25 protein-coding genes, 3 tRNA genes and 2 pseudogenes are annotated in these 25,756 nt (G+C 58.2%); 14 read left to right on the top strand and 16 right to left on the bottom strand.

The annotated features are described in order from the left end of the window. Nucleotides 1–296: 296 nt before the first annotated feature. The gene (locus tag CAter10_RS21300; RefSeq protein WP_061535501.1) at nucleotides 297–1,466 is read left to right on the top strand and encodes an MFS transporter; all 1,170 of its coding nucleotides are present in this window, start codon (nucleotides 297–299) and stop codon (nucleotides 1,464–1,466) included. An 89-nt stretch (nucleotides 1,467–1,555) separates the two neighbouring features. Here CAter10_RS21300 and CAter10_RS21295 read toward each other — a convergent pair whose 3' ends face one another. Then, nucleotides 1,556–2,512: a phytanoyl-CoA dioxygenase family protein gene (locus tag CAter10_RS21295; protein ID WP_061535022.1), complete on the bottom strand. Its 957-nt coding sequence runs from the start codon at nucleotides 2,510–2,512 to the stop codon at nucleotides 1,556–1,558. A gap of 167 nt (nucleotides 2,513–2,679) precedes the next feature. Here CAter10_RS21295 and CAter10_RS21290 point away from each other — a divergent pair, with 167 nt between their 5' ends. Next, complete coding sequence (locus CAter10_RS21290) at nucleotides 2,680–3,534, top strand: helix-turn-helix domain-containing protein (RefSeq protein WP_061535021.1); 855 nt, start codon at nucleotides 2,680–2,682, stop codon at nucleotides 3,532–3,534. A gap of 49 nt (nucleotides 3,535–3,583) precedes the next feature. Here CAter10_RS21290 and CAter10_RS21285 read toward each other — a convergent pair whose 3' ends face one another. Further along, nucleotides 3,584–4,471 (bottom strand): LysR family transcriptional regulator, encoded by an 888-nt coding sequence (locus tag CAter10_RS21285; protein ID WP_061535020.1) that lies wholly within the window; start codon nucleotides 4,469–4,471, stop codon nucleotides 3,584–3,586. A gap of 124 nt (nucleotides 4,472–4,595) precedes the next feature. On the opposite strand from CAter10_RS21285, the gene CAter10_RS21280 reads away from it, so the two are divergent. Continuing rightward, nucleotides 4,596–6,182, top strand: a complete 1,587-nt coding sequence (locus CAter10_RS21280) for a zinc-binding metallopeptidase family protein (protein ID WP_061535019.1) — start codon at nucleotides 4,596–4,598, stop codon at nucleotides 6,180–6,182. Between the two features lie 3 nt (nucleotides 6,183–6,185). Here CAter10_RS21280 and speB read toward each other — a convergent pair whose 3' ends face one another. Continuing rightward, nucleotides 6,186–7,139, bottom strand: coding sequence for an agmatinase (gene speB / locus CAter10_RS21275; RefSeq protein WP_061535018.1), 954 nt, complete (start codon nucleotides 7,137–7,139; stop codon nucleotides 6,186–6,188). Nucleotides 7,140–7,305: 166 nt separating this feature from the next. Here speB and CAter10_RS21270 point away from each other — a divergent pair, with 166 nt between their 5' ends. From CAter10_RS21270 to CAter10_RS21260, 3 genes and pseudogenes are all read left to right on the top strand, one after another. Then, nucleotides 7,306–8,220 (top strand): LysR family transcriptional regulator, encoded by a 915-nt coding sequence (locus tag CAter10_RS21270; protein WP_061535017.1) that lies wholly within the window; start codon nucleotides 7,306–7,308, stop codon nucleotides 8,218–8,220. A 163-nt stretch (nucleotides 8,221–8,383) separates the two neighbouring features. Then, nucleotides 8,384–9,463 carry a uroporphyrinogen decarboxylase gene (gene hemE / locus CAter10_RS21265; protein WP_061535016.1) on the top strand — a complete coding sequence of 360 codons (1,080 nt, stop codon included), beginning with the start codon at nucleotides 8,384–8,386 and terminating at the stop codon, nucleotides 9,461–9,463. A gap of 868 nt (nucleotides 9,464–10,331) precedes the next feature. Beyond that, nucleotides 10,332–12,373, top strand: a pseudogene (locus CAter10_RS21260) (primosomal protein N'). Between the two features lie 368 nt (nucleotides 12,374–12,741). Here the strand turns inward: CAter10_RS21260 and CAter10_RS21255 are convergent. The 3 genes and pseudogenes from CAter10_RS21255 to CAter10_RS21245 form a co-directional block, all read right to left on the bottom strand. Further along, nucleotides 12,742–13,531: pseudogene (locus tag CAter10_RS21255) on the bottom strand (FadR/GntR family transcriptional regulator). A 157-nt stretch (nucleotides 13,532–13,688) separates the two neighbouring features. Then, the gene (locus CAter10_RS21250; RefSeq protein WP_205630273.1) at nucleotides 13,689–14,135 is read right to left on the bottom strand and encodes a LuxR C-terminal-related transcriptional regulator; all 447 of its coding nucleotides are present in this window, start codon (nucleotides 14,133–14,135) and stop codon (nucleotides 13,689–13,691) included. Between the two features lie 11 nt (nucleotides 14,136–14,146). Further along, entirely contained in the window at nucleotides 14,147–14,386 is a 240-nt protein-coding gene (locus CAter10_RS21245; protein WP_061535014.1) for a response regulator, read from the bottom strand. A 247-nt stretch (nucleotides 14,387–14,633) separates the two neighbouring features. On the opposite strand from CAter10_RS21245, the gene CAter10_RS21240 reads away from it, so the two are divergent. The 3 genes from CAter10_RS21240 to CAter10_RS21230 all read left to right on the top strand — a co-directional run bounded on the left by CAter10_RS21240 (nucleotide 14,634) and on the right by CAter10_RS21230 (nucleotide 16,720). Then, entirely contained in the window at nucleotides 14,634–15,263 is a 630-nt protein-coding gene (locus tag CAter10_RS21240) for a response regulator (RefSeq protein WP_061535013.1), read from the top strand. 100 nt (nucleotides 15,264–15,363) lie between these two features. Beyond that, nucleotides 15,364–16,233 (top strand): class I SAM-dependent methyltransferase, encoded by an 870-nt coding sequence (locus CAter10_RS21235; RefSeq protein WP_061535500.1) that lies wholly within the window; start codon nucleotides 15,364–15,366, stop codon nucleotides 16,231–16,233. 112 nt (nucleotides 16,234–16,345) lie between these two features. After that, nucleotides 16,346–16,720 (top strand): hypothetical protein, encoded by a 375-nt coding sequence (locus tag CAter10_RS21230; RefSeq protein ID WP_061537505.1) that lies wholly within the window; start codon nucleotides 16,346–16,348, stop codon nucleotides 16,718–16,720. 118 nt (nucleotides 16,721–16,838) lie between these two features. Here the strand turns inward: CAter10_RS21230 and CAter10_RS21225 are convergent, their stop codons facing one another. After that, nucleotides 16,839–17,684, bottom strand: a complete 846-nt coding sequence (locus CAter10_RS21225; RefSeq protein ID WP_061535011.1) for an isocitrate lyase/PEP mutase family protein — start codon at nucleotides 17,682–17,684, stop codon at nucleotides 16,839–16,841. Between the two features lie 158 nt (nucleotides 17,685–17,842). On the opposite strand from CAter10_RS21225, the gene CAter10_RS24420 reads away from it, so the two are divergent. After that, nucleotides 17,843–18,499, top strand: a complete 657-nt coding sequence (locus CAter10_RS24420) for a bifunctional transcriptional activator/DNA repair enzyme AdaA (protein ID WP_061535010.1) — start codon at nucleotides 17,843–17,845, stop codon at nucleotides 18,497–18,499. Then, on the top strand, nucleotides 18,493–19,317 hold the full coding sequence (locus CAter10_RS24415; RefSeq protein WP_061535009.1) for a DNA-3-methyladenine glycosylase family protein: 825 nt from the start codon (nucleotides 18,493–18,495) through the stop codon (nucleotides 19,315–19,317). The genes CAter10_RS24420 and CAter10_RS24415 overlap by 7 nt, the downstream gene beginning before the upstream one ends. Nucleotides 19,318–19,470: 153 nt before the next feature. Here CAter10_RS24415 and CAter10_RS21210 read toward each other — a convergent pair. Next, nucleotides 19,471–19,546: transfer RNA gene (locus CAter10_RS21210), tRNA-Arg, on the bottom strand. 204 nt (nucleotides 19,547–19,750) lie between these two features. Between CAter10_RS21210 and CAter10_RS21205 the strand changes: the two genes are divergently transcribed. Then, nucleotides 19,751–20,353 (top strand): c-type cytochrome, encoded by a 603-nt coding sequence (locus CAter10_RS21205; protein ID WP_061535499.1) that lies wholly within the window; start codon nucleotides 19,751–19,753, stop codon nucleotides 20,351–20,353. A gap of 99 nt (nucleotides 20,354–20,452) precedes the next feature. On the opposite strand, the gene CAter10_RS21200 is transcribed toward CAter10_RS21205, so the two are convergent. The 7 genes from CAter10_RS21200 to CAter10_RS21165 all read right to left on the bottom strand — a co-directional run bounded on the left by CAter10_RS21200 (nucleotide 20,453) and on the right by CAter10_RS21165 (nucleotide 24,232). Further along, nucleotides 20,453–21,118, bottom strand: a complete 666-nt coding sequence (locus CAter10_RS21200; protein WP_061535008.1) for a YiaD family glycine zipper/OmpA-like lipoprotein — start codon at nucleotides 21,116–21,118, stop codon at nucleotides 20,453–20,455. A 70-nt stretch (nucleotides 21,119–21,188) separates the two neighbouring features. After that, nucleotides 21,189–21,566 carry a hypothetical protein gene (locus tag CAter10_RS21195; RefSeq protein WP_061535007.1) on the bottom strand — a complete coding sequence of 126 codons (378 nt, stop codon included), beginning with the start codon at nucleotides 21,564–21,566 and terminating at the stop codon, nucleotides 21,189–21,191. A gap of 14 nt (nucleotides 21,567–21,580) precedes the next feature. Continuing rightward, entirely contained in the window at nucleotides 21,581–21,967 is a 387-nt protein-coding gene (locus CAter10_RS21190; protein WP_061535006.1) for a phage holin family protein, read from the bottom strand. A 24-nt stretch (nucleotides 21,968–21,991) separates the two neighbouring features. Next, a complete protein-coding gene (locus tag CAter10_RS21185) occupies nucleotides 21,992–22,294 on the bottom strand; it encodes an ElaB/YgaM/YqjD family protein (RefSeq protein WP_061535005.1) in 303 nt (100 codons plus the stop codon). 227 nt (nucleotides 22,295–22,521) lie between these two features. Beyond that, the gene (locus CAter10_RS21175; RefSeq protein ID WP_061535003.1) at nucleotides 22,522–23,031 is read right to left on the bottom strand and encodes a hypothetical protein; all 510 of its coding nucleotides are present in this window, start codon (nucleotides 23,029–23,031) and stop codon (nucleotides 22,522–22,524) included. Nucleotides 23,032–23,171: 140 nt separating this feature from the next. Then, nucleotides 23,172–23,582 carry a nucleoside diphosphate kinase regulator gene (gene rnk, locus CAter10_RS21170; protein ID WP_197467156.1) on the bottom strand — a complete coding sequence of 137 codons (411 nt, stop codon included), beginning with the start codon at nucleotides 23,580–23,582 and terminating at the stop codon, nucleotides 23,172–23,174. A gap of 179 nt (nucleotides 23,583–23,761) precedes the next feature. Continuing rightward, the gene (locus tag CAter10_RS21165) at nucleotides 23,762–24,232 is read right to left on the bottom strand and encodes an energy transducer TonB family protein (RefSeq protein WP_061535497.1); all 471 of its coding nucleotides are present in this window, start codon (nucleotides 24,230–24,232) and stop codon (nucleotides 23,762–23,764) included. Nucleotides 24,233–24,675: 443 nt separating this feature from the next. On the opposite strand from CAter10_RS21165, the gene CAter10_RS21160 reads away from it, so the two are divergent. Together CAter10_RS21160 and CAter10_RS21155 are read left to right on the top strand one after the other, a co-directional pair. Then, nucleotides 24,676–24,751: transfer RNA gene (locus CAter10_RS21160), tRNA-Val, on the top strand. 34 nt (nucleotides 24,752–24,785) lie between these two features. Beyond that, nucleotides 24,786–24,862: transfer RNA gene (locus CAter10_RS21155), tRNA-Asp, on the top strand. Nucleotides 24,863–25,101: 239 nt separating this feature from the next. Here CAter10_RS21155 and CAter10_RS21150 read toward each other — a convergent pair. Further along, nucleotides 25,102–25,626: a hypothetical protein gene (locus CAter10_RS21150; protein WP_128083166.1), complete on the bottom strand. Its 525-nt coding sequence runs from the start codon at nucleotides 25,624–25,626 to the stop codon at nucleotides 25,102–25,104. Nucleotides 25,627–25,756: the final 130 nt, after the last annotated feature.

Genomic DNA, 25,756 nt, shown 5'->3' with positions numbered 1-25,756 from the left:
AGCCTTTGACGCGCCCGGCCTGTCGTGAGAGACAGCCGGGGCGTTTCATTGACGTTGTGGGGTGGTGGCGTATGGCGTTTGAGCCGCTTGCTGTGAGGGCTGGCAGCTGGGAGTTTTATCGCAGAAATCCAACACTTTAGCCTTCACTACCGCCATTTTTTAGGCGAATTCTGGTAGCGCTAACAAAAAATAACACCGGTTGATATAATGTTGCCACGCACCATCCTCAGGTGCGCGCCTCAAACCGCCACGCCGTTCAAGCTATTCCGGCGGTTCCATTTCCGGATGCCATCATGTTGTCTTTGCCACTACTAGCCCTTGCTGTTGCCGCTTTCGGCATCGGCACAACCGAGTTCGTCATCATGGGTTTGCTGCCCGATGTGGCGCGTGATCTGGGGGTGACGATTCCGGCGGCGGGGATGCTGGTGACTGGTTATGCGCTGGGGGTGACCATCGGCGCGCCGATCGTTGCCATCGCGACGGCCAACATGCCGCGCCGGCTGGCGTTGCTGAGCCTGATCGGCTTGTTCATTATCGGCAACGTGATGTGTGCGTTGTCGCCGAATTATGCAGTGCTGATGGTGGCGCGGGTGGTGACGGCGTTTTGCCATGGCGCTTTCTTCGGCATCGGCTCGGTGGTGGCGGCCGGACTGGTGGCGCCGAACCGGCGCGCGCAGGCGATTGCGCTGATGTTTGCCGGCCTGACCCTGGCCAACGTGCTGGGCGTACCGTTTGGCACCGCGCTCGGGCAGCAACTGGGCTGGCGTTCGACGTTCTGGGCGGTGACGGTCATCGGCGTGCTGGCGGCGATCGCGCTGGCGTTGTGGCTGCCGAAGAAAATCGAGATGCAGAAGACCAGCCTGTTGCAGGAATTTGCCGTGCTCAAGGACAAGCAGGTGGTGATGGTGCTGGCGATCAGCGCGCTGGCGTCGGCCAGTCTGTTTGCCGTATTTACCTACATCACGCCGATCCTGGAAGATGTCACCGGTTTGACGCCGCACTCGGTGACATTGGTGCTGCTGGTGTTCGGCCTCGGCCTGACGGTCGGCAGCGCGCTCGGCGGCAAGCTGGCCGACTGGCGCTTGCTGCCGTCGCTGATCGCTTTCCTGGTAGCGCTGGCGGTGATCCTGACGGTATTTACGTTGACCATGCGCGCGCCGTTGCCGGCAGTGATCACGATTTTCATCTGGGGCGTGCTGGCGTTTGCCATCGTACCGCCGTTGCAGATGCTGGTGGTGGAGCGCGCCAGCGCCGCGCCTAACCTGGCTTCGACCTTGAACCAGGGCGCCTTCAATCTCGGCAACGCCAGTGGCGCCTGGTTCGGCGGCATGGCAATCAGCGCCGGTTTCCAACTGACCACGCTGCCTTACGTCGGTGTGCTGCTGGTGGTGCTGGCGCTGGGCCTGACATTGTGGTCGGCGTCGATCGAACGCAATAGCGGCTTGGCGATGACGCCGAGCGAGTAACTTCACTACGAACCCATCATTCCCACGTTCGCGGAAATGATGGGGGCACCGAGCCGGGGACGCTCAGTCGGTTGGTTTCAGACTACCGTTTACCAGCGTTTCAAGCCAAGAATCTTTTCTCCCAACTCACTCAACTGCGCCAGCGGATAGCGGGTCCTCTCCCACTCGCGTGGATCGCCAGGGAAGGCGTAGCTTTCCGGCGGCGTCCGTTGGCGCCAGCTTGCCAGCCGCCAGTCACGCAGCTCGGCGACTTCTTCCTGTGCCGGCGTAAAGGCGATGTACTGCGCCAGCCGTACCTGATCGGCCGATGTGTTCGGACGGATGCCGTGTGCCAGCAGGCTGTTGAAGATCAGCAGATCGCCAGCCTGCATTGGAATGAAGCGCGGTTGCCACGGCAGCGATTCCAGGTCCGGGCGCCACGGGTTGCGGTTCTTGGGCGCGCTGCGGCGCCATTCGGCAAAGTGTTCGAACAGTTCAGGGATGCATTGAAAGCCGCCGCCTTCGGGTGTCGTATCGGAGAGTGCCAGCACGCCCTGGACGTTGACCGGCAACGGTTCCAGCGTGGTGTCGGCGTCCCAATGGATGAAGCCGCCGAAGCGTCGTGCACCCTGGTTCGGTGTGTTCAGGTTGGCGCGGTCGATGGTGACCCACAGGTCTTCGCGGTCCCAGATATCGACGAAGGCATCGACGACGCGCGGCGTCTGGCGGTTGTCCCAAAAGGTTTGATGATGATAAGCCTCGACCATGCCGGAGCCGTTCAACTCTTTCATTTCATGGTCGCGCAACTGCGCCCGGTTCCAGGTTTGCGGGTCGTGCGCATCCATTTCCTGGAACTCCCACAGGAAATCGACGGTGCGTTGCACCTGTTCGGCCGGGATTGCCTGCTTGACGATCACATAGCCATTGGTTTGCCAGTGCCGAAAATCCGCCGTCGACAATACCCGTAGCGGTAATTTTTTGCGGATATCGCGCAGTTGCTCCTGTTCAGGATAGAGCACGGACGGGTTGCTGAGGTATTTTTTGGCGACGGCGTAGGGCTGGTTCATGGGCATCTCCATATGCGTTTTGGATGTGAGGGCAGGGGATAAAGTGGACTGTTACAGCCCAGTAGCGCAACTTCTGCCCCATTCTCAGTCCGCAACGGAATGCCGATTTCGCTGGAAATGCCGCTTATTGATACTATTCTGATGTATCAATCTTCTCAAAGAGCAGAATGCGACCGCAATACGAGCATCTCACCCTGTCTCCCGGGCACTCCTGGCAACTGCTGTGGCGCGAGTTGCCGGAGTTGCCGTTCCTCTGGCATTACCATCCCGAGTTCGAACTGACCTTGACCGTCAATGCGCGCGGGCAGCGTTATGTGGGTGACCATCTGGCCGACTTTGCCGATGGCGATCTGATCTTGCTCGGGCCGAACTTGCCGCATACCTGGTCGGCCAGCGAGCGCATCGATCCGGCGCGTCAGATGCTGGCGGTGGTGGTCTGGTTTTCGCGCGACTGGCTGGTGCAACTGCAAACCAGCCTGCCGGAACTGGCGGGCCTGCTGCAATTGGGCAAGCGCGCCGACCGGGGTTTGCAGTTTTCCGCCACGGCCGCCGAAGCGGTCAGGCCGCTGATGCTGCGGATGGAGAATTTGTCGCCGGCGCAGCGTTTGCCGCTATTGCTGGAACTGCTGTTGCTGCTGGCCCAGGATGAGCAGGCGCAGCCGCTGGCGTCGATTGCCTCGGCGCCGATCGCGCTGGATGCGCAACGCCAGCGCATGGCGCGGGTGCTCGATTACATGCATGCACACTTCCAGACGGAAATCCCGGTGCAGTTGCTGGCCGAGCGCGCGGCGCTGTCGGTCGGGGCCTTTCATCGCTTCTTCAAGCGGCATACGCAATTGACGGTGACCGCCTACCTGGCGCAACTGCGGATCGGCAGCGCCTGCCAGTTATTGATCCAGACCGACAAGTCAATTGGCGCGATTGCGCAGCAGGCGGGTTACCGCAACCTGGCGCATTTCAACCGCCAGTTCCGCGCTGCCAAGGGTGTGAGTCCGCGCGAGTTCAAGAATAGATATCGATAAATAGTGGCTAATCCCGGGTGACAGCACTCACTTCTTCGCAAAAGTGCAATCAGGCCGGCACCACGGAACGGGCCCATTCGAGGTCGCTGCACAGCCAGCGGGCAGCTTCGCTTTGCTGGTCCTGCTTGCTCCAGATCAGGTCTATGCTTTTCAGGAAAGCCGGCTCACGGTACTCGTGCGCCAATATTTTCAGATCGGCTAGCGCGCCGTTTTCCTGCATCGCATGCAGTGGCAAGAAGGCCCAGCCCATTCCCCGTTTAAGCAAATCCAGCAGCAATTCCGGGCTTTCAATACGCCAGGTGATTTCGCTGTAGCGGCCGAAAACCGAGGCATCGCCGCCGTCGCGGCTCGACGCCAGCAATTGCCGATGCTGCGCCAGGTCGCTGTTGTGGACGATTGGCAAGCTGCTTAAAGGATGGGCAGCAGCCGCCACTGGCACGAATTGCAACTGGCCGAGCGTGCTGGCATTGAAGTCGCTCGGCATCGGATCAACCGTGACGGCAATCGCGATATCCAGCAGGCCGCGCCGCATCAGGTCGGTAGCATCAATGCTGGTCGGGCGGAACAGTTCCAGTTGCAACTGCGGGAAGCGCCGTTCCAGCTCCGCACACAAACCATGGCTGCGCGCCACCGGTAACGCCTGGTCGATCCCCAACCGCAGACGATGGCCATGACCGGCGCTCAGGCTGTGCGCCTTGCGCTCCAGGTTGTTGGCGGCGGTCAGCGTCGAACGGGCAAAGCCCAGCAAGACGGCGCCGTCCGCAGTCAACGCCAGATGGTGCAAATCGCGCTCGAACAGGCGCGTGTCCATATCCACTTCCAGGTTAGCCAGCGCGGTGCTGACGGTCGATTGCGCTTTGCCCAGGCGGCGCGCCGCCGCTGACAGGCTGCCGCATTCGGCAATGGTGACAAATACCAGGAGGTTTTCGAGAGTCATGGAGGAGGCCGGAGGCGCCGTTATCGACAAAACTGATGACCGTTAATTATGGCATGGCGCCGTTCCTCATTAGGATGCATCCGCAGCGAATCAATATTTTGCGAAGCATATCCCGGAGAAGACAATGACTACAGCAGCAAAACAAAGCGTACTGGATTGGGTGAGCGATAACGCCCGGCAGTTATCCGACTGGCATCAGATCATCTGGCATTACGCCGAGCCGGCTTTCCGCGAATACAAATCCAGCGCCTGGTATGTTGCCAAGCTGCGCGAATGCGGGTTTGAAGTCGAAGTCGGCAGCGGCGACATGCCGACTGCCTTTGTCGCCACCTTCAAGAACGGCGACGGTCCCACCATCGCCACTTATGCCGAATACGATGCGGTGCCGGGCAATTGCCAGGCGGCGTCGACCACGAAAGAGCCGCGCAAGGGTTTATCCAAATACGCGCCCGGCCACACCGATCCGCATTCTGCACTCGGGATCAGCGCGCTTGGCGGTGCGCTGGCGGCGCAGCAGGCGATGCTGAAATTCGGCATCCACGGCACGTTGAAGGTATTTGGTGAGCCGGCCGAAAAGTTGCGCGCCTCGAAGCCGATCCACGCCGCCAAGGGTTATTACGACACGCTCGACGCCGCCGTCAGCTTTCACCCGACCTACATGCTGCCGCTATGCAACACCACGGTATGGGACGCCCACTGTGGAGTCGGCTACAACTATATCTACACCTTCACTTGCGAGGATCCGGAAAACTGGATCGCCGCCGACAAGTTCAGCCCGATTCCGCAAAACCACCTGGCGGCGCGGGCGCCTGGCGCCAGCGATGCATTGGTGCTGTTCTACAATCTCAACGAAAGCCTGCGCCGCTCGATGCTGCCGGCCACAGGATTGTGGAGTTTCAATGAAGCGATCCTGAGCGCCGGCCAGGCCACTGCCGACAACCTGACGCCGCATGTCTCGCAAATCAATTTCATGCTGCGCACCGATTCCATCGAGCAGGCCGACATCATCAGCCAAGTGATGGACAACAACGCCGAAGCCGCCGCCAAAGCGACCTTTTGCCAATGGAAGAAAACCTGGGTCAGCAAATCGCGTGGCGGCTTGCCGAACCATGTGATGGCGCGCGCCACCTACGACAACATGGTGCTGGCCGGGCCGCCCAAGTGGGGCGACAAGGCAATCGGCATCGCTCGCGAGATACAGAAGAATCTCGGCCACGAGCCGATGGACAAGCCTTTCCTGGCGGTGACAGAGGAGTTGATCGACCCGGAAGACTGCGAACGCGAACTGCGCAAGCAGATGCCGGCCTGGCAGAAATACCTGACCTCGGACGATTACACCGACTACACCTGGCACTGCCCGACCGTGCGCCTGTACGTGGCGCGGCCGATGCTGGCGGCGCCACGCGGTTTCGTCTATCCGGACTGGGTGGCCAATGCGCTGGGCGGGATCGCCGAAACCATCGATCCGATGATCCAGTCCGCTGCCAAGACCATCGGCGCGACCCTGGTCGACCTGTTCACCCAGCCACAGCTGCTACAGGCCGCCAAGGATGAGTTCACGCAACGCACTGGCGGCGGCATCGGCGGCAGCACCTGGCAGGCGCCACTGTTGCCGAAGGATTTCAAGGTGCCGCATCGTTATCGCTGGCCGGAATACATCACCACCGTGCGCGGCGAGGAATGGACCATTCCGTGGCGTGACGATGAGTAATCGTTAGCGGCGCGGTACGCCCGGCAGCACACACAACATTTCATAGGCCAGGTTGGCGCCGAGCAGGGCGGTAGTGCCGATCGGATCGTACGGCGGCGACACTTCAACCAGGTCGGCGCCGACGATGTCCAGGCCCCAGGCGCCGCGGATGATTTCCAGCGCCTGCGGCACGGTCAGGCCGGCGATCTCTGGGGTGCCGGTGCCGGGCGCATAAGCCGGATCGATGCCGTCGATATCGAAACTCAGATAAACCGGGCCGCCGGCCACGCGCGCGCGCACTTCTTCCATCAGAGGCGTCAGTGATTTGTTCCAGCAATCTTCCACTTGCACTACCTTGAAACCCTGGTCGCGGCACCAGTCAAAATCTTCTGCGGTATAGCCGGTGCCGCGCAAACCGATCTGCACCACCCGCTGGCAATCCAGCAAGCCCTCTTCGACCGCGCGCCGGAACGGTGTGCCGTGGGCGATTTTTTCGCCGAACATGGTGTCGTTGACGTCGGCATGGGCATCGACGTGGATCAGGCCGATCTTGCCGTACTTGCGATGCAGCGCGCGCAGGATCGGCAGCGCGATGGTGTGGTCGCCGCCCAGTGAAATCGGCCGGCAGCCGGAGCTGACGATGCCATCGTAGGCCGCTTCGATCAGCTTGATTGAATCGAGCAGGTTGTACGGATTGATGGCGACGTCGCCGATGTCGGCTACCCGCAGCGCATCGAAGGGCGCGGCCCGGGTCGCCATGTTGTATGGACGCAGCAGCACCGATTCGCTGCGGATCTGGCGCGGCCCGAAGCGTGTCCCGGAACGGTTCGACGTGCCGAGGTCGAACGGCACGCCAACGAAACAGGCATCCAGTTCCGCGCTGCTGGTCACGTGCGGCAGCCGCATCATGGTGGCGATGCCGCCGAAACGCGGCATGTCATTGCCGCCAAGTGGTTGATAGAGTGGGGTGTCTGACATGATCGTCTCCGGGAAGGGAAGGGCGAAATCTGTACGTGATTTCGTATTGCGCCACTCTAGCGATAAACCACTTTATGAAAAATGCGTGTAATGTAACGCTCACATTGATATAAATAGATGTGTTGTTGATTTACTCTCGTTTTCATCAGCCGCTTGCCTTTCCATCATGCTCAACCAATTATCCGATCTTGATCTGCGCCTGATCCGTGTGTTCCTGTCGGTGCGCGACGCCGGCGGCATTTCGGCTGCCCAGACCGCGCTCAACGTCAGCCAGTCCACCATCAGCACCCAACTGGCGACGCTGGAGACGCGGCTCGGTTTCCGTTTATGCGAGCGCGGCCGGGCCGGTTTCCGGCTGACCCCACGCGGCGAGCAGTTCGCCCAGTCGAGCCGCCAGTTGCTGGAAAACATCGACCATTTCTGCCTGGATGCACGACAGATTGGCCGCAAGCTGGTCGGCCAGTTGCACCTGGGTTTGATCGGCCACGCGGCGATGAGTGCCAACGCGCGGCTGAGCCAGGCGATTGCCCGTTTTCGCGCCCGGGACGAGGCGGTCACCTTGTCGCTGGCGGTGCTGGCGCCGAGCCAGTTGGAAGAGGAGGTGGTTAACGGCCGCCTCGATGCCGGCATCGGGTACTTCTGGCACCGGCTGCCGAACCTGGAATACGTCCCCCTGTATGACGAACATCAGGTGGCGTATTGCGCCGCCGGCCATCCGCTATTCAGCCAGGCAGGGACTTTGGACAGCGCTGCGCTGGCGCTGTACGACTGGGTCTGGCGCAGTTATCCGTTGCCGGAAGCCGATGGACCGGGCGGCGTATTTTCACCGGCGCGGGTGACGGCGCTGGCCGACAACATGGAAGCAGTGGCAGTGCTGATCTTGTCAGGCCGGCACCTGGGTTTCCTGCCGCAGCATTTTGCTGCGCCGCTGGTGCAGCAGGGATTGCTGGCGGCGCTGAACCCGCAATTGTTGTCTTATGATGTCACCCTGCACATGGTGATGCGGCGCCAATCCGGCCGCGGCGAGGTGCTGCAGGCTTTCCTCGACGACCTTGTCGCCGCGCAACGCGATGGCGCCTAATACTAACCATTAGCCGCAGCAGCTGTCGCCGCCGTTGGTTTGGGTGAGATAATAAGAAATTGCCACATGTATTTTGATGAATTGCGGGATTGTCCCAGGTGCAGTCGCCGTGTGCCGGATGCGGCTGTCCCCAATTGTGCCGTCCTCAACTGATAATTGCCCTATGCCACAATTTGCTCCCCTCCAGAACGACACTTTCCTGCGCGCACTGCTGCGCCAGCCGACCGAATACACACCGTTGTGGCTGATGCGTCAGGCCGGGCGCTACCTGCCGGAATACCGCAAGACGCGTAGCCGCGCCGGCTCGTTCATGGGACTGGCAACCAATCCGGATTATGCTACCGAAGTCACGCTGCAGCCGATCGACCGCTACCCGCTGGATGCCGCGATCCTGTTTTCCGACATCCTGACCGTGCCCGATGCAATGGGCCTGGGTTTGTATTTCGCCGATGGCGAAGGCCCCAAGTTCGAACGCCCGCTGTGCCATGAAAAAGATGTGATGGCACTGCAAGCGCCTGATCTGGAGAAACTCGACTACGTGTTCAAGGCCGTCACGCAAATCCGCACAGAACTCAACGGCCGCGTGCCGTTGATCGGGTTTGCAGGCAGCCCGTGGACGCTGGCCTGCTATATGGTGGAAGGCGCCGGTTCGCGCGAGTTTCATACCGTCAAGACCATGCTCTACAACCGTCCCGACCTGATGCATCATGTGCTCAGCACCAACGCGGCGGCGGTAGCGGCCTATTTGAACGCACAGATCGATGCTGGCGCCCAGGCCGTCATGATTTTCGATTCGTGGGGCGGGGCGTTGGCGGATGGCGCCTACCAGGAATTCTCGCTCAACTATATGCAGCAAGTGCTCGGACAGTTGCAGCGCGAGAAGGATGGTGTACCGATCCCGGCTATCGTCTTCACCAAGGGCGGCGGCCTGTGGCTGGAGCAGATCGCCAACATCGGCGCCGATGCCGTCGGCCTGGACTGGACCGTCAATCTGGCTGAGGCACGAGCCCGGGTCGGCCAACGCGTAGCATTGCAGGGCAATCTCGATCCTGCGGTGCTGTTCGCCAATCCTGAGCAGATCCGCAATGAAGTCGAGCGCCTGCTGAACTCCTATGGCGCGCCAAAGGCCGATAGCGGCCATGTATTCAACCTTGGCCATGGCATTTCGCAATTCACGCCACCGGAATCGGTTGCCGTGATGGTCGATGCGGTGCATGAAATCAGCCGCAAGATGCGCGGATAAGGGGAGCCGTCTGATTGGTGAGCGCTTAAGGTGCGCAATTGTGCCCTGTCCGGGCAAGTCATTGCGTCAGGCGCTCAAACCGGTTCCCGGAAATGATCCTGCATAGCACATTTCCCGATTGATTTGGCTATCGACCGGCTCTAGTTATGCACAAATTAAATCTGCTGCAGTACGGTAATTATTTATATCTATATTTATTATTTGTCGCCGCGATCTATTTTGTAAGTGCATGATTTAAAAGGATTAATTTTCTGCTTTTAGTTTAGGCAATTTATTGAAACCCGCATCAGATATGCGTCTGCAGCCTGTCAAGAGCGACTTACCCACAAAGTTATCCACAGACATTGTGGATAATTTGAAAAGCGCTTATGAAACCGTGAGTTAGGACATGTCTTGATGTTTTACATTAAGTGAAATCTGAATTTTTGTTGCCCTTTAGAAATTGTTGGTGATGGCAGGCGATTGACATCCCGATAATTTTACTGGCGGGAGTGGACGGGTTTTTTGAAAACATTGTCATTTCGCAAGGCAATTTGCCAGCCTCGATTAGCCGCGATGATTGTTACCTTCAATTGCTCTTTTTTGGGCGCAGCGCATTTAGTTATGCACATTTTTTAGTTTCTGCAAGGCCATTTTTTTGAAAATCAGAAATTTTTCAACAATATAAATGGATGGATTAAGTATTTGATTTTAAAGAATATTTATTTTGCCAATAGTTTGAGCAAGCGACGAAATCGCCCGCAAATACATGCTGTTACTTTGTTTTGGCAACCTTGTCCACAAAGTTATCCACAGATCTTGTGGACAGCAGTAAAAGCACTTATGAAACCGATAGTTAGCCTATTTCTTCGGGAACCACATTAAGTTCGTGAAACAAAGCATCCTCCAAATCGTCCTCGACACCCCGTTGGATAGCAGCTTCGACTATCGCTGGCAGGCCCGCGACGAAAGCGAACCCACGCCGCAAATTGGGCAATTGGTTCAGTTGTCGTTTGGCCGTCGCGAAGTAGTCGGGCTGATCGTCGGTACCAGTGCCGAAAGTGATGTTCCGCCGGAAAAATTGAAAGATGTGCAAGCCGTGCGCCACCAGTTGCCGCCGTTGTCGGCGCAATGGCTGGCGCTGTGTCGTTTTGCCGCCGATTACTACCAGCGGCCGTTGGGCGAGGTGGCGTTACCCGGTTTGCCGAAAAACCTGCGTGCGCTGACCACCGTAGCATTGGATCGCGGTTTAAAGAAGCTGCAGCAAGCCGGCGCCGTGCACGATGCCACACCGATCGACGTCGCTCAGCTGAACCCGGCGCAGCAGCACGCCGCCGATGCCATCGCCGGCGCCAGCGGCTTTGCGCCGACGCTGCTGTATGGCGTCACCGGCAGCGGCAAGACAGAAGTCTATTTGCAGGCGGCAGCGCAAATCCTGGCGCATAGCGGAACGGATGAAGACAACCTGTCGCAGATCCTGATCCTGGTCCCGGAAATCAACCTGACGCCGCAGCTGGAGGGCAACATCCGCGCGCGCTTCCCGGGTGTCATGGTGGCGACGTTGCACAGCGGCCTGGCCGAAGGCGAGCGCATGCGCCACTGGCTGGCGGCGCATCTGGGGCAGGCACGGATCATCCTCGGCACCCGGCTGGCGGTGCTGGCTTCGTTGCCGCATCTGAAGCTGATCGTGATCGACGAAGAGCACGATCCATCCTACAAACAGCAGGAAGGCCTACGCTACTCTGCGCGCGACCTGGCCGTGTGGCGCGCCCACCAATTGCGGATACCGATCGTGCTGGGCTCGGCCACGCCGTCGCTGGAAACCTGGCATCACGCGCAGTCCGGGCGTTACAAGAAACTGGAGCTACGCGAACGGGCCGTCAAGGATGCCGTGTTGCCGGCAGTGCGGCGGATCGACATGGAGCGCGACAAACCCAGCGAAGGCCTGACCTCAACTTTGATAAGCGCGCTCAAGCAAAGGCTGGAGCGCGGCGAGCAATCGCTGCTGTTCCTGAATCGGCGCGGCTATGCCCGGTGATCGCCTGCGACGCCTGCGGTTGGGTCAGCAACTGTACGCGCTGCACCTCGTTCATGGTGCTGCACAAACCCGAGCATCGGCTACGCTGCCATCATTGCAGCCTGGAGCTGCGCATTCCGAAATCCTGCCCGACCTGCGGCAACGTCGACCTGCAGCCGTTGGGGCGCGGTACGCAGCGCCTGGAGGAAGGTTTGCGGGCGATGTTCCCGGAAGCGCGCGTGTTGCGCATCGATGCCGATTCGACGCGGCGCAAAGGTAGCGCGCAAGAGGCGTTCGACAGCGTGCACCGGGGCGATGTGGATATCCTGATCGGCACCCAGATGGTCGCCAAGGGACATGACTTCAAGAACCTGACCCTGGTCGGCATCCTCAATCCCGACACCGCCCTGTTTTCGCACGATTACCGTGCCAGCGAACGCCTGTTTGCGCAACTGATGCAGGTGGCCGGCCGCGCCGGCCGTGCGGCGCAGAAGGAAGGTGGCAGCCCGAGCGAAGTGCTGATTCAGACCCGCTATCCGCAGCACCCGCTGTACGCGGCAGTGATCGCCCACGATTACGATCACTTCGCTAGCTCATTGCTGGAAGAGCGCGAACAGGCCTGCCTGCCGCCCTATATTTACCAGGCGCTGCTGCGCGCCGAAGCGAAAGAACTGGAAACCGCGATTGAGTTTCTGCAGCACGCAGCAAATTGCATCGAACATGACGGCATCACGATTCACGATCCAATCCCGATGACCATGACCCGGGTCGCCAATGTCGACCGTGCGCAATTGTTGGTCGAATGTCCGTCGCGTCCGGGTTTGCAGGCATTCCTGACCGACTGGATGGCAGTGCTAAGGCAGGTCAAGACACGCGCCAAGTGGTCGCTGGAAGTGGACCCGGTCGATATCTGAGGATTGTTTCTGGCGGAAGACAACTGCTCAGCCGAACCATGAAGAGACTCAGAGAGCGGCATGCCATTCAGTTGATATGCCTGTGATTTTCATCGTTGGGCGTCCCGGTGGTTCCGCTTACGCGACCCTGTTTAGACGGCCTCGGCTCGACGCCGCCGGTTTGAAGACTGGGGCTCGGCGCTCAGACTCAGCGCTCCCGACTCGGCGTTCCCGACTGAGCGTCCTCGTCATTCCCGCGAACGCGGAAATCCAAATTGCGGAGTGAAGCCATGAAACTGGATTCTCGCGTTCGCGGGAACGACGTAATACCTGCGGGAATGTCGGCGCAATATCACTTAACTGCATGGAATTCGCCAAGCGGCGCTGCTTTAATTGCTTCTTTGCTCCGGCACCGAGCGCGAGAATATCCGCACCACCGAATCCATATGCGCGCGCATCGCCCGTCGCGCCGCCACGGCGTCGCGCGCCTGCAGCGCATCCAGGATCAGCTGGTGTTCGTGCTCCGAACGATTCGGCATATCCTTCGACGTATATAACGTCTGCAGGCGCTGGAACATCATGCCGTATTTGCGTCCCAGCAGATGGCTGACCAGCAGCAGGTAAGCCGGATTGCCGCTGGCTTCTGCAATGCGGATATGAAACAGGCGATCGCCGGGATGGGTGTGGGAACCGTTGCGGTTGTCTTCGACATTGCGGGCAAACGCCTCGGCGATGCTGCGCAGTTGCTCGTCGCTGGCGTTGACCGCCGCCAGCGCCGCCGTCTCAGGTTCCACCAGCCTCCGTGCCTGCAACAACTTGAACGGTGGGATTTCATCATCCAGCTCCGGCTGATTTCGAGGTCGAGCTCTGGATCAATCTCCCAGCCGCTGCGGCTTGCCGCCTGCTGCAGCGCTGACGCCCCAGTTTCGCCGCCGGCCATGGCCTGCCCACGCGGCAAGACCACCACGCCGTTGCCGACACGCACGCTGACAATGCCAATGACTTCCAGCGCGATCAGTGCCTCTCGTACTGAAGTGCGACTGACGCCAAACTGTTTGGCAAGCTCTCGCTCAGGCGGCAGATTGCCACCGGGCCGTACTCGCCGCGATCTATCATGTCGCGCAGTTGGTCGGCAATTTGCTGATAGAGGCGGCGGTTCTGTATAACTTGTATGGGCATGGCAGCGGTAAATGATATTTCTTATATTGTGCCACGCCGCCGCACGCGCAAGCAGAACCGCATCGCGTTGCCGACGATTTTCCTTAAAATCATATTCGGCCGGCCCGTTTTCCAATGTAATCTGCTCAACGAACCGGGAAGTGGTGCTTGCAGCCACCTAATGCGTGAAATCGACGGCGTCGGTTGCTTCCGCCGAAAGAAACCAGCCGACGTGTTCCGGCGGCTGGACGCTATCGCCGCTGACGGTTGCGTAGTAACGGCCCAGTTCGATATCGTTGCGCAGGCCCAGTTTCTTCATCGCAGCAGTTTTTTGCAGGCTGACCGTCTTCACGCTTTTGCTCAGGCGTTCGGAGATTTCGCGCAGGCTGTTGCCTGCTGCATACAGACGTAATACCTCTGTCTCGCGCGGGCTGGGAATGCCGCTTTTGGCTTGTGGGTCGACTCCCTGCATCAGCAACGCTCGGAACGATGGCCCTATGTATGGCGTGTTGTTGCCGAGATGGCGGATCGCCTTGCTGATTTCGGGGATTTCGTCGCTCTTGTGCAGCAAGGCGTTGGCGCCGCTCTGGATTAACTGATGCAGCACCGCCGGCATGGCGTTCATGGTGAGGACGATCAACCATTTTTGCGGTAATGGCGCTGTATATAAGACAGCAGATGCAGGCCATCGCTGATGCGGTTCATCGGCATCGAAAACTCGGTGATGACAAGATCGCATGGCGTTGAGTCCAGGCATTTGATTAGCGCATCCGAACTGGTCACGCTGGCCACCACGCCGCAATCCGGCACATTGTCAAAATAAGCCCGCACTCCGGCGACAAACACGGGGTGGTCATCCGCTAGAACAATTTTCATGTTGATGTCTCCTTCAACAACGTCATGCTGGTAAATGCCGGCGCTCGCTGATCAGCGGTGCAGGAATGCCGGCTGCGTGTAACTGGGAATCATTTTAGATATTTTGCCTATATGTTATCATTTCGATCACATTTTTAAGGGATAAACTTATATTATTAACAATCCTGGTCGAACATAATTTGACAAACGAAAGGGGAGCGCGCCTCCCTGGAGATTAATTGTTACCTCATTAACCGGAGAAAATTCCATGATCAAGATCATCCTGGCAGACGATCAACCTGCTGTGATTTCGGGGGCACTGAAGTATCTCAATGAAATACCCGGTTATTCGGTAGTCGCATGCGTTTCGTCCATTGACGAGCTGGCATTGCGCCTGCGAGACACGCCGTGCGATATGTTGATCACGGAGTTTTCGATGCCGATCAATCGCATCGGCGAGGGCTGCGCCTTGCTCAATCGGCTCAATCAAGACTACCCCGCAATCGACCTGATTGTCCTGACAATGCTTGATATACCCGCGGTGCTGTACCAGATCAGCACCGTCGGGGTGAAGGGACTGATCCATAAGAGTGATGAGATAGCCGAACTCGGCAGGGCTATCCAGGAAGGCACACGCAGCACGCCGTATCTCGGGAAGTCGGTGCAACGGTTGTTGCGCAAAGGGCCAAGTGGCAAGCTGCCGACCGTGCGTGAAGCCGAAGTGCTGAAGATGTATGTGGTGGGCAACAGTTTGCGCGAAATTGCCCGCAGCCTGAACAAGAGCGTCAAGACTGTCGGCCTGCAAAAAAGCTCCGCGATGAAAAAACTGGGCTTACGCAATGACATTGAATTGGGTCGCTACTGCTGCACCATGGGGCGTCTCAGCCATACGGCATGATATTTTGGACACTCGTCGGCGGTTAATGCGGCCGCTGGCCTGCGAAGCCGTTATACTTGTGAAGATCACCGGCTGGTCCGGTCATCAGAAAGCAAGCGCAATGAACGGCATCAAGCAAGAGTCCAACTCCTCCAACCAGCAGTCGTCCAAGCACGAAATCCGTCCCGGCCAGTCGATCGAGCTGCTCAAGGAATTGCATATCCTGACGCGCGACGGGAAATTGAATCAGGACAGCCGTCGCAAGCTCAAGCAGGTATATCATCTATATCAATTCATTGAGCCCTTGTTGCAGGAAATCCAGCGCGATAATGCGAGTGTGCAACTTGTTGACCATGGCGCCGGCAAGTCGTACCTGGGATTCATCCTGTATGACCTGTTTTTCAAGACGCTCAACGACAAATCGCACATTTTCGGTATTGAAACCCGGGAAGAACTGGTCAAGAAATCGCAGGAACTGGCGCAACGACTGGGATTTCCGGGAATGTCGTTTCTCAATCTGTCGGTCGCAGAGTCGATTGAATCCTCTCAATTGCCGGCCAGGATCGATGTTGTCACTGCGCTGCACGCATGCAATACCGCGACGGACGACGCGATTGAATTTGGATTGAAGAAGCAGGCGCGCTTCATGGTACTGGTGCCATGCTGCCAAGCCGAAGTGGCTTCGGTATTGAAAAAGAACAAGGGCAAATCGCTGGGCAAGGAAGCATTGACTGAAATCTGGCGCCATCCGCTGCATACGCGTGAGTTCGGCAGCCAGGTCACCAATGTACTGCGTTGCCTGCAACTGGAGGCACACGGCTATCAGGTCAGCGTCACAGAACTGGTCGGCTGGGAGCATTCGATGAAAAATGAATTGATTATTGCCAGTTATCGGGACCTGCCTCGCAAACGGCCGACCGAGCGCTTGAACGAAGTACTGCACACCCTGGGTCTGGAGGAAATGCAGCAGCGATTTTTCACCACACCCTGACTACATTGGATCCGCACTAAATCGACTCACGCAATACCCGCTTGCCTTCCAACAGAAACATGACGCGCAAGCGGACCGTCCATCATCGCACCACTTTACAGAGGAGAGTGACATGAGTAAGACGAGTGGCTCACATGCCGTTAAAGAGTTCACCAAGGCCCCGTTGACAGAGGAGGGATTGACTGAGACGGTGCAACGCATCACCGCTGGCGTCGACGAGTTCAGTGTCCTGAATCACGCTGCGCGTGTGGCGCTCGTCGCTAAGGTCACCGAGCAGTGGCAGCAGGACTTTATCGGCAATTTCCATATCCCCGCAGACCTCGCCAAGGCTGGCGAAGAATACGCCGCCATCGAGCAAGGCGATAAATATCCAAGCTTGTCCGATCCGGTACGCGAAGCATTACTGAAGCGTTTCGACGATCGCTACGGCGACGGCGGCCCAAGGTTGTGGTCTGCGCTCAATGGCGCTGCGAGCAGCAACAAATAATGTCAATTCGCTGCGCGCAACCTCCTCGCGCAGCATTCCCTCCAAACAGCAACCCTGCAGGCGCCACGGCCTCCGGCGACACGCTTTGCATTGTTGGCTGGTCATAGCCCCCGATTGATTAGTTGCCACGAGCCGAAAACAGCGCTTCTGCTTCGGCAAAACCATAGAAACTACGCTGCATGGTCTGCCAGGTCCCACGGCTGCGGGCTTCGATGGCGATCTCGCGGATCGTGCCCATTGCGGCTAGCATTGGGCATACGCCCAAGCTGACACGGTTGGCCCCTGCGGCGAACAGTTCTGCTGCAGAGGGTGCGCCCGGCATGGCCATCAGGTTGAGTGGGCCATGCAGGAGGGCACGCAGTCGTTTGACGAGTGAGATATCGGTTAGCGCGGGAACAAATACCATGTCGGCACCGGCCGCCAGGTAAGCGTTGGCGCGTGCCACGGTCATTGCCAATCGGCTTTCGGTTTCATCGCCCAGGCCCAGCAGGTAAGTATCGATGCGGGCATTGATCCATAGTGGCAAGTCGGCTTGATCCGCTGCTTCGCGAGCGGCGCGGATGCGGGCGGATTGTTCTGGGATATCGAATAGGGGCGAAGGCATCGTACCGTGGCTATTGTCTTCGATGTTGATGCCGACCGCACCCGCTTCAATCACACGCAGGATCGTATCAGCCACTGCCGGCGCGGATGCGCCGTAACCAGCTTCTATATCGGCAGTTACCGGAACATTCACTGCACCGGCAATTGCCGCGATATGACGCAACATATCGTCGCGGTCGATCAATTCAGCATCGCAGTAGCCATGCGAATAGGCTATCCCACCGCTGGTGGTGCCGATGGCGGCGAAGCCGGTTTCCTCAAAAATACGAGCGCCGGCGATATCCCAGGCGTTGGCGAGCAGGAAATTGCCTTGCAAATTGAGGTGGCGGAATTGCTGGGCGAGGTCGAAGCGGGGTTGCATGTGTTTCTCCATAATGAGGAATATCAACAACGCAGATTATTCCCGTCATAAACGTGTCGAACTGGCGCTTTTCGGACGTGGCCATCGAGACATCCTGGGTGTCATGGCTATGTCCGAAAACCGCTAGACAGTACAAAACATCGGCGCGATCATGCCGTATGGAACTCGATCACGATATATGCTACCGGGCGCTGGCCAGCCGCGATGCGCGCTTTGACGGCCGCTTTTTCATCGCCGTCAAAACCACCAGGATCTATTGCCGCCCGATCTGCCCGGCACGTACCGCCAAGTCGGAAAACGTGATGTTCTTTCCTTCTGCGGCCGCAGCTCAGGAGAGCGGCTTTCGGCCATGCCTGCGCTGTCGTCCTGAAGCCGCGCCCGATTCAGGCGCCTGGCGTGGTGTTTCCAACACGGGCGTATCCAATACGGTGTCGCGCGCACTCGCTCTGATTGAAATGGGTGCATTGGATGAAGCCGGAATGGATGCCTTGGTGGCGCGTTTGGGTATCGGCGAGCGGCAACTGCGTCGCCTGTTTGTACAGCATGTAGGAGCCTCGCCGATTGCAGTGGCACAGACACGCCGCGTGCTGCTGGCGAAACAGCTTATTCACGAAACGCGTTTGCCGTTCACCGAGATCGCGTTCGCGGCTGGTTTCGGCAGCGTTCGTCGTTTCAATGAGGTATTCCAGGCGCTTTATCAGCGACCGCCAAGTGCATTGCGACATGGGCCAAGCCAGAGCAATCGGCCGGCCCGCAGGGAGAGATCACGCTCTTGCTGCGTTACCGTCCACCTTACGACTGGCCCGCAATGCTAGGTTTTTTACAGGCGCGCGCGATTGCCGGCCTGGAATGGGTTGCCGATGATTGTTATTACCGCAGTATCAGCCTTGACGGCACGCATGGCACGATAGCGGTTCGACCGGGGGCGGGGCATGCCCTAGAAGTGACGATCCGTTTTCCGCGGCTGGCCGCGCTCCCGGCAATCATCGCCCGATTGCGCCGGGTGTTCGATCTGGCTGCGGATCCTGAAATCATCAATCGCCAGTTGGCGGAAGATCCGTTAATGTCGACATTGACGGCAGCTCGCCCGGGGTTGCGCGTGCCGGGCGCCTGGGATGGCTTTGAACTGGCGATGCGGGCAGTCCTGGGCCAGCAGATCACGGTGACTGCCGCAGTCAAGCTGGCAGGGAAGCTGGTGCAGCAATATGGCGAACCGCTACACGAGATTGCCGTTGACCGGCCCGGGTTGACGCATGTCTTTCCGCAGGCGGAACGCGTGGCCGCAGCCGATCTGGCAACGCTGGGAATGCCTAGAACCCGGGCCGCAACGCTGTCCGGCGTGGCGGCGGCACTGGTGGCAAATCCACGCTTGTTTGATACGCGCGCCAGTCTCGAGGAAGCAGTCCTCACATTGCGTGAGTTGCCGGGAATCGGGGATTGGACCGCGCAATACATTGCGATTCGCCAATTGCGCGAAACCGACGCATTTCCGGCCGGCGATGTTGGCCTGATGCAGGCGATAGCGCAGCATGAAGGTGACAGACCCAATGCAAGGCAGTTGACTGAACGGGCAGAGGCTTGGCGGCCTTGGCGCGCCTACGCTGCGCAGCATCTTTGGGCGTCAATTGTTTGACGTCGAGTAATTCATTATTGCAAGAGACAACAGTGATTTGATGTCCATCAAGCGTCGCAACGCCGTATCGAAAAATATAATTTCCGCAATTTTTGGCAACAAGCAAGGTGCTGGGCTAGAAATGTGATGGCAAGCAAAGAGCTTTGATTTTACTGGTGCGGCTGGCTGGAATCGAACCAGCGACCCTTGGCTTCGGAGGCCAATACTCTATCCACTGAGCTACAGCCGCGTATGAGGAACTGAGAAGAGGCATGAAGGATACCGTTTTTCTGCGTGCGCGTCCATGCAAAGCAAAGGTTTCCCGTTCCAAAAGGTAATTATTGCGACTATAATCAAGGGTTTGGCGAGGGATCGTGCGCTGTTCTGGCGGTTTGAACGGTTTTTTGTGCGGATGGTCCGGCTTTTCGGTTTTGAAAATTGCACTGGGGAAATCATGAGCGACGCACATAACGAAGAACATCAATCCGCAATCAAGACGCCAAAGCAACTGATCGCTGCCGTAGCGGCAGGCTTTCTGGTTCCCATCATTTGTATCGTCTTGCTGGTGCAGTACGTCACCAACGGCAAGAAGGTCGGCGCTGGCTCAGAGGGGCAGACGGCGGAAGCGATCGATACCCGTATCAAACCGGTGGCCGATATCGGCTTCACCTTCAAGGATGTCAACGCACCGAAGCAATTGCTGTCGGGCGAAGAAGTTTTCAAGTCGACTTGCTCCGCCTGCCATGCTGCCGGTGTTGCTGGTGCGCCTAAGGTTGGCGACGCCGCCGCCTGGGGGCCGCGTTTGGCTGATGGCTACGACAAGGTTGTTGGTTATGCGCTGCACGGCTTGCGGGCAATGCCGGCCAAGGGCGGCAATCCCGATCTGGACGATATCGAAGTCGCGCGCGCGGTGGTCTACATGGCCAATCAATCCGGCGGCAAATTCAAGGAACCTGAAGTGCCGGCTCCGGCTGCACCGGCGGCTGCCGCTGATGCTTCAGCAAGCGCCGCCGCTTCTGCTGCCGCTAGCGCAGCTTCGGGGCCTGCCGCAAAATAATGCAGTGTAGCCGCGGTCGTAAAAAAGCCAGTCAAGTTATTGACTGGCTTTTTTTTGCCCAAGACTTCGGGACAGCGATCAATAGGCTTGAGGCTGGCCTTACTGAGCAGGAGCCGGTTCGCGGACAAACAATTCAACGCGACGGTTGATCGCACGGTTGGCCACCGTATCATTGGCGACCAGAGGCTGGGTCGAGCCGAGGCCATCCGTAGTGATGCGATTCGGCGCAACGCCGCGGCTGGTCAGGTAGCTGGCGACATTCTGTGCGCGCTGGCGTGACAGTGGGCCGTTGATCGCATCTGTGCCGGTATTATCCGTATGGCCATAGACTTCCACCAGGGACGTCGGGCTTTGCACCAGCGATGTCGCCAGCTGGTCCAGGATCGGGCGCAAGGCCGGATTGAGGTCGGCACGTCCGGTAGCAAAGCCGGTATCGGCCGGTACGTTTACCTTCAGCCGGTTGTCGGCAGTCTGGGTGACCTGGACGTTAGTACCTGCCGTTGCCCGTTCCATTGCCAGTTTCTGTTCTTGCTGGCGCTGGCCCCAGATATTGCCGCCAACCGCGCCGATAGCAGCGCCTATGCCGGCGCCGATAGCTGTCCGCTTGGCGCCGCCCGGACCTGCGATGCCGCCGACCAGGCCGCCCAGCACAGCTCCTGCGCCGGCGCCCATCGCCGTGCCTTTTTGTGTCTCCGACATGTCGGCGCAACCTGCGGTTGCCATGGTAACGGCCAACACCAGGGCGCCAATCTTGAATTTATTCATGGTCTTTCCTTTCAAATCTTGGTATGAGACAGCATCAGAAAAATACCTTTTCCCTCGCTGGGGATTACAGCTATTCACTATCTTTTGTTGCCTTGCTACTTCTACTGCTGAGATAAACGGCGGCGCCGATCGCGGCCAGGGCGGCACCGCCGACAAGCAATGGTTTTCGGGTGCCGCGCCTGGCGATCCAGGATGCGCTGGAGAGCAGCAGTGGCAACAGGGCCGGCAGATTGGCGGTTTTGATATTGCCTGGCTTGCCGAAGACCGATGAGGCTGCGCCGGTGATGCGTCCAAACAGGTTGGCCAGTAGCGAGCGACTGTGCAGGCTGGTGCGGACGACGTCGCGCGAGCTCACCATTGCGGCGCGAAATTCGGCACCTTCCTGGAGCAGTTTCTGCTTGCGTTCGGCGGTCGAAAGATGACCGTCCTGTTGCGGGTGTCGATGCATGTGAGGTTCTCCGCTCAAAGTATGGCGTCGCGATCTTTGCGCAGTTCGGCCATGGTGACAGGCAGGCCGAGGCGGCCCTGACGCAGCACGCTGCGTACATATAAAGCGCAACCGACTGCCAGGATCGTGAACAGCGCCGCCAGGATCAGCAGGATCTTCCATCCCAGCGCATCCCAGGCCAACACCACCACCAGAGCGCACCAGAATGCCAGTGCAAACCAGAGCGCGACAATGCTGAGTGCGCTGGCAAACATCAGCCTGAGCAGATGGGTGCCGATTTCGGAGAATTCCAATGCGGCCAGTTCAATGCGGCTGATCACCAGCGCAAACATGTTCTTGGCGGTGCCAACCAGGCCGGACACCAGACCCGGACTGCCTTGCTTGGGTTGTTGTGGGTTCATGCGCGCCTGAAGGTTATGTTGCGATTATTTACGGGAGATGACCAGGCCGACCAGCAAGCCGATGCCGGCCGAAATGGCAATTGCGCGCCATGGGTTTTCCTGCACGTACTCATCTGTGGTTGCCGCAATTTCCTTGCTGGTTTCGATTGCTGCAGCTTGCACGTCCTGTGCCTTGGACATTGCCGCGTCCAGTAGTTCCAAACCTTTTTCACGCAGGTCTTCGGCTTTCTCGCCAGTTGTCGCAGCTGCTTCGAGGAATAATTCCTGGGCATCCTTCACCAGGCTACGGACGTCGCTGCGGGTGGTTTTCAGAGTGGATCGATACATCGTGGGACTCCTTAATTCGTCATGTTCAAATAGCGCGGATCGTTTGTGCGGTTTCCGCAGAAGCGATTGCTGATGTCGGCAAGGCCATGTCGGCGATGATACAGGCTCTCATGTTTATCTGCTAATAAAAGGCTGATTACCAGTGAGGCGCTGCCCAATCGCACTGCGATATGGGACAGCTCTTTATCTGCGTCAGTGAAGGTGAGCAATAATATTGCAATAATGTACTACTTCTTGTCACGTAGTTCGGCAATCTTTTCAATGTTACCTATCTGCAGAACGATCGGCCGCAGCGCAATCGTTGGTTGCGCCGGGCGCCAGGCGAACAGCCATTCGCGTTGGGAAGCTTCGGGTTTGCCCTTGGTGAACGCCGTTCCCAGAGGACTTTTCTGGCCATAGCTCACGGCGGCGTCGATGCCGGCCCAGTTCGGCAGGATTCGCTGTGCGGCGCGATGGATCAGTTCGCCGAATTGCTCGGTGTCGTGAATCACCAGACAGCAATCTGCCGGCGCAAATGTGGAAAACAGGGCGGCATCGTCGCTGCTGCTCATGCTCAGGGTCAGCAACTGCGGCATCGGCCGCACGCCGGTGCTGCGCGAATGATGCAGATTGCCGATCTGCAGGCTTTCTGCCGGCGGGCGCAAACGAAATTCTCCGAGCGTAAGGGAGCGTTCCAGCCATTGCCGTTCCGAATATCGGTAAAGCTTGGAAGGGCGTTGATAATCTGCGCTTAACATGGTGACCTGTCTGGATGTAGTGCGTATCGGCGTCGGTATCCGGCCGCTGGCCGGCAAATCGCGCTGATACCTGGCTGGTGGAATAGGGGAAGTGGCGACAACGATTCTGCCCGCTGGAGCGAGTTGTCGCCTGCCTCCTGTTAAAGGTGGAATTCGCCGTTGGCTTCCGGCTGGTAGGTGACTTCCAGTATCCGCAGTTGCAAGGGACGGCCGCCCGGCCCTTGCCAGGAAATCGACTGACCTACCGACAGGCCCAGCAAGGCGCTGCCGACCGGCGCCAGGATCGACACGGCATCGGGCGGGTTTGACGGGCTTGGGTAAGCCAGCGTCAGGCCGTATTCGGTGTGGGTCGTGTCGTCGACGAAGCGTACTGCGGAATTCATCGTAATCACGCCTGGCGGGATTTGTTCCGGATCGACCACCGTAGCGCGGTGCAATTCCTCTTGCAGGGCATCAAGGCCCGGCAGGTTGCGATAGGCGGCCGATTCCAGCAATTGTTCAATCCGTTCAAGGTCAAAGCTGGAGATGGTGATTGGCGGCTTGATATCCATTGTTTTGTGATCTCATCAGAAAAAAGGTGGGAGTAATGCAAGTGGCAAGTGCGAACGCTGCGTGACGGGTTGTCACACGGTGGCATTCCTGGCGTTGCGGCTGGTAGACCGATGGTAGGCGAGAAGCGCGGCGGAAGCAAGTCAGGCAGGTCGTGACGCCCGGCAACAGCCGCGCTGTCCTATTCGTCCATCTGCTGTTCGGCGATCGAACGTAACTGGAAACGGCCGTCGTCATTGAACAGCCAGCTTTCGGCGATTTCGACTTCGCCGCGCCGCAGGAATTTGCTTTCGGGTTTGGGGAAGGGCGCTGCGCGACGCAAGGCGGTCAGTGCGCTGGTTTCCGCCCGGCGGTCCTTGTTGGTGCGGATGATTTCGGTGCGCAGCAATTTGCCATCGGCGTCGACATAATATTTGACCACGATTACCGCTCGCAGCAGCGCTTGCGGCCGTCCGACATAAACCGCGGTCGAGTTGACCGCTACGATGCGCTGCGCCAGCGCACGTTTGTAGTCGTCCAGTGTGGAGGCGGTTGAGGTAGCGTCCGGCGTGGTGGTGGCGATTGGCGGCCGGGTTCCCGGCAGCAGGCCGGAGCAGCCACTCATCAGTACCGCTGTTGCGCAGTACAGTCCCATCCTGGTCTTGGCATTCATTGCAGTCTCCGAACGTGGCGTGGCATTACCGGTATCGTGGTGGCCTGTGCCCAGTGTGGCAAGCGTCGTTGCAAAAATCAATCGCCCGCCTTGGTTTTGTGCGGGCGGGTTTTGAGATGCAGAAAATTACTTGAGGTTCAATTCGGCTTTCAGAATCTGTCATGACAATGATGGGAATTTCCGATTGCTGAATGGAAATATGCAATTAATCCTTCTTTAATCGTCTTTTACCGGCGGTTTTGTATATAATTCTGCCGGGTTGATGAGCGCTTGTTGCAAGAGCGGATCAACAGGCCGGCGCATCGAAATACACTGCTTCGAAAAACTTTTCGAAACAAAATTTGACGAAGCGCTAGCTTATTTAAAAAAACCGTTGTACAATCTGCCCCCTTCAGGCGTAGTGACATACGCTAAGAAAGTTTGGCTGACTAAGTGTGCATTTTGGGTGCTTAGCTCAGTTGGTAGAGCGGCGCCCTTACAAGGCGTAGGTCGGGAGTTCGAGCCTCTCAGCACCCACCAAGTAGCCAGACGATCGTAAATGAAGTGCAGTTTAGGAGTGGTAGTTCAGTTGGTTAGAATACCGGCCTGTCACGCCGGGGGTCGCGGGTTCGAGTCCCGTCCACTCCGCCAAGAATACAAATGCCCGCGCAAGCGGGCGTTTTTATTTATACGTCCAGTTTCATATTCCCGTGTGCGGGAATATCGCTCTGCGGGGTGGAGGAAGCCGCCTGCGCGGCTTCCGGCGGACGCGAAGGGCTGCGCTTGCAAGCGCAGCAGCGGCCTGCAGCATGTAGGCGAGTCCCGTCCACTCCGCCAAGAATACAAATGCCCGCGCAAGCGGGCGTTTTTATTTGTAAGTCCAATTCATCTCAAAAGCGATCGCCGATAGTGCGCGTGATCGAACTTCCTTCCGATTTTTGCAACAGCAGCTTGCCATTGCGGATCACCAGCGTTTCGGTACTCTTGTCCCTGGTTTCGGCGATCCGGCCGATCGGGCCGACCGCCATGCTGATCTGGGTCGAGACCTTTACCTCTGCGCTCTTGCGGTCAGGGGCGATGTCGATATGGTCGATGGAGACCTGGTAGTTGGTCGACATCTGGCCGCCGGTCTGCCGTCCGGCCTGGGCCAGCGAGGTAAACATCTTGTCGAATTTGTCGCAGGACTCTTCCTTGTCGGCGTTCTCCTGAATCCGTCCCTGGCTGGTGGAATTGACTCCGGTACGGGTAAAATCCTTGGTCATCATCGCGCACAGCGCCTTGCTGCGGCCGTTCAGGATATGTTCGGTGGCGGTATCGTAAAAGCGGTTGACGCTTTCCTCGTCGATGGTATTTTGACGATTCCAATACCAACCACCTATCCCGATGGCAACTAACAATAAAATAATGACTCTCATGCTTCCTTAATCCTTTAAGCGGGAAAAACAGCCTCTAAAAAAGTTTTCATTCCGCCATGCCGACACCCGCCTGCGGGTTTACTATCGATGGAAGATGTAACTTAAATAGCCAGTAAGCTATAGAATATCT

This window comes from Collimonas arenae (assembly GCF_001584165.1).
GTDB lineage: Bacteria > Pseudomonadota > Gammaproteobacteria > Burkholderiales > Burkholderiaceae_D > Collimonas > Collimonas arenae.
Note: the sequence above shows the minus strand (reverse complement) of the source record. Positions and strands in the feature narration are given on the sequence as shown.

Excerpts from the sequence above, each read along its gene's own strand:
- CAter10_RS21295 (WP_061535022.1), bottom strand. The coding sequence starts at position 2,512 with ATGAACCAGCCCTACGCCGTCGCCAAAAAATACCTCAGCAACCCGTCC.
- CAter10_RS21290 (WP_061535021.1), top strand. The coding sequence starts at position 2,680 with ATGCGACCGCAATACGAGCATCTCACCCTGTCTCCCGGGCACTCCTGG.
- CAter10_RS21285 (WP_061535020.1), bottom strand. The coding sequence starts at position 4,471 with ATGACTCTCGAAAACCTCCTGGTATTTGTCACCATTGCCGAATGCGGC.
- CAter10_RS21280 (WP_061535019.1), top strand. The coding sequence starts at position 4,596 with ATGACTACAGCAGCAAAACAAAGCGTACTGGATTGGGTGAGCGATAAC.
- speB (WP_061535018.1), bottom strand. The coding sequence starts at position 7,139 with ATGTCAGACACCCCACTCTATCAACCACTTGGCGGCAATGACATGCCG.
- CAter10_RS21270 (WP_061535017.1), top strand. The coding sequence starts at position 7,306 with ATGCTCAACCAATTATCCGATCTTGATCTGCGCCTGATCCGTGTGTTC.
- hemE (WP_061535016.1), top strand. The coding sequence starts at position 8,384 with ATGCCACAATTTGCTCCCCTCCAGAACGACACTTTCCTGCGCGCACTG.
- CAter10_RS21250 (WP_205630273.1), bottom strand. The coding sequence starts at position 14,135 with ATGAACGCCATGCCGGCGGTGCTGCATCAGTTAATCCAGAGCGGCGCC.
- CAter10_RS21245 (WP_061535014.1), bottom strand. The coding sequence starts at position 14,386 with ATGAAAATTGTTCTAGCGGATGACCACCCCGTGTTTGTCGCCGGAGTG.
- CAter10_RS21240 (WP_061535013.1), top strand. The coding sequence starts at position 14,634 with ATGATCAAGATCATCCTGGCAGACGATCAACCTGCTGTGATTTCGGGG.
- CAter10_RS21235 (WP_061535500.1), top strand. The coding sequence starts at position 15,364 with ATGAACGGCATCAAGCAAGAGTCCAACTCCTCCAACCAGCAGTCGTCC.
- CAter10_RS21230 (WP_061537505.1), top strand. The coding sequence starts at position 16,346 with ATGAGTAAGACGAGTGGCTCACATGCCGTTAAAGAGTTCACCAAGGCC.
- CAter10_RS21225 (WP_061535011.1), bottom strand. The coding sequence starts at position 17,684 with ATGCAACCCCGCTTCGACCTCGCCCAGCAATTCCGCCACCTCAATTTG.
- CAter10_RS24420 (WP_061535010.1), top strand. The coding sequence starts at position 17,843 with ATGGAACTCGATCACGATATATGCTACCGGGCGCTGGCCAGCCGCGAT.
- CAter10_RS24415 (WP_061535009.1), top strand. The coding sequence starts at position 18,493 with ATGCTAGGTTTTTTACAGGCGCGCGCGATTGCCGGCCTGGAATGGGTT.
- CAter10_RS21205 (WP_061535499.1), top strand. The coding sequence starts at position 19,751 with ATGAGCGACGCACATAACGAAGAACATCAATCCGCAATCAAGACGCCA.
- CAter10_RS21200 (WP_061535008.1), bottom strand. The coding sequence starts at position 21,118 with ATGAATAAATTCAAGATTGGCGCCCTGGTGTTGGCCGTTACCATGGCA.
- CAter10_RS21195 (WP_061535007.1), bottom strand. The coding sequence starts at position 21,566 with ATGCATCGACACCCGCAACAGGACGGTCATCTTTCGACCGCCGAACGC.
- CAter10_RS21190 (WP_061535006.1), bottom strand. The coding sequence starts at position 21,967 with ATGAACCCACAACAACCCAAGCAAGGCAGTCCGGGTCTGGTGTCCGGC.
- CAter10_RS21185 (WP_061535005.1), bottom strand. The coding sequence starts at position 22,294 with ATGTATCGATCCACTCTGAAAACCACCCGCAGCGACGTCCGTAGCCTG.
- CAter10_RS21175 (WP_061535003.1), bottom strand. The coding sequence starts at position 23,031 with ATGTTAAGCGCAGATTATCAACGCCCTTCCAAGCTTTACCGATATTCG.
- rnk (WP_197467156.1), bottom strand. The coding sequence starts at position 23,582 with ATGGATATCAAGCCGCCAATCACCATCTCCAGCTTTGACCTTGAACGG.
- CAter10_RS21165 (WP_061535497.1), bottom strand. The coding sequence starts at position 24,232 with ATGAATGCCAAGACCAGGATGGGACTGTACTGCGCAACAGCGGTACTG.
- CAter10_RS21150 (WP_128083166.1), bottom strand. The coding sequence starts at position 25,626 with ATGAGAGTCATTATTTTATTGTTAGTTGCCATCGGGATAGGTGGTTGG.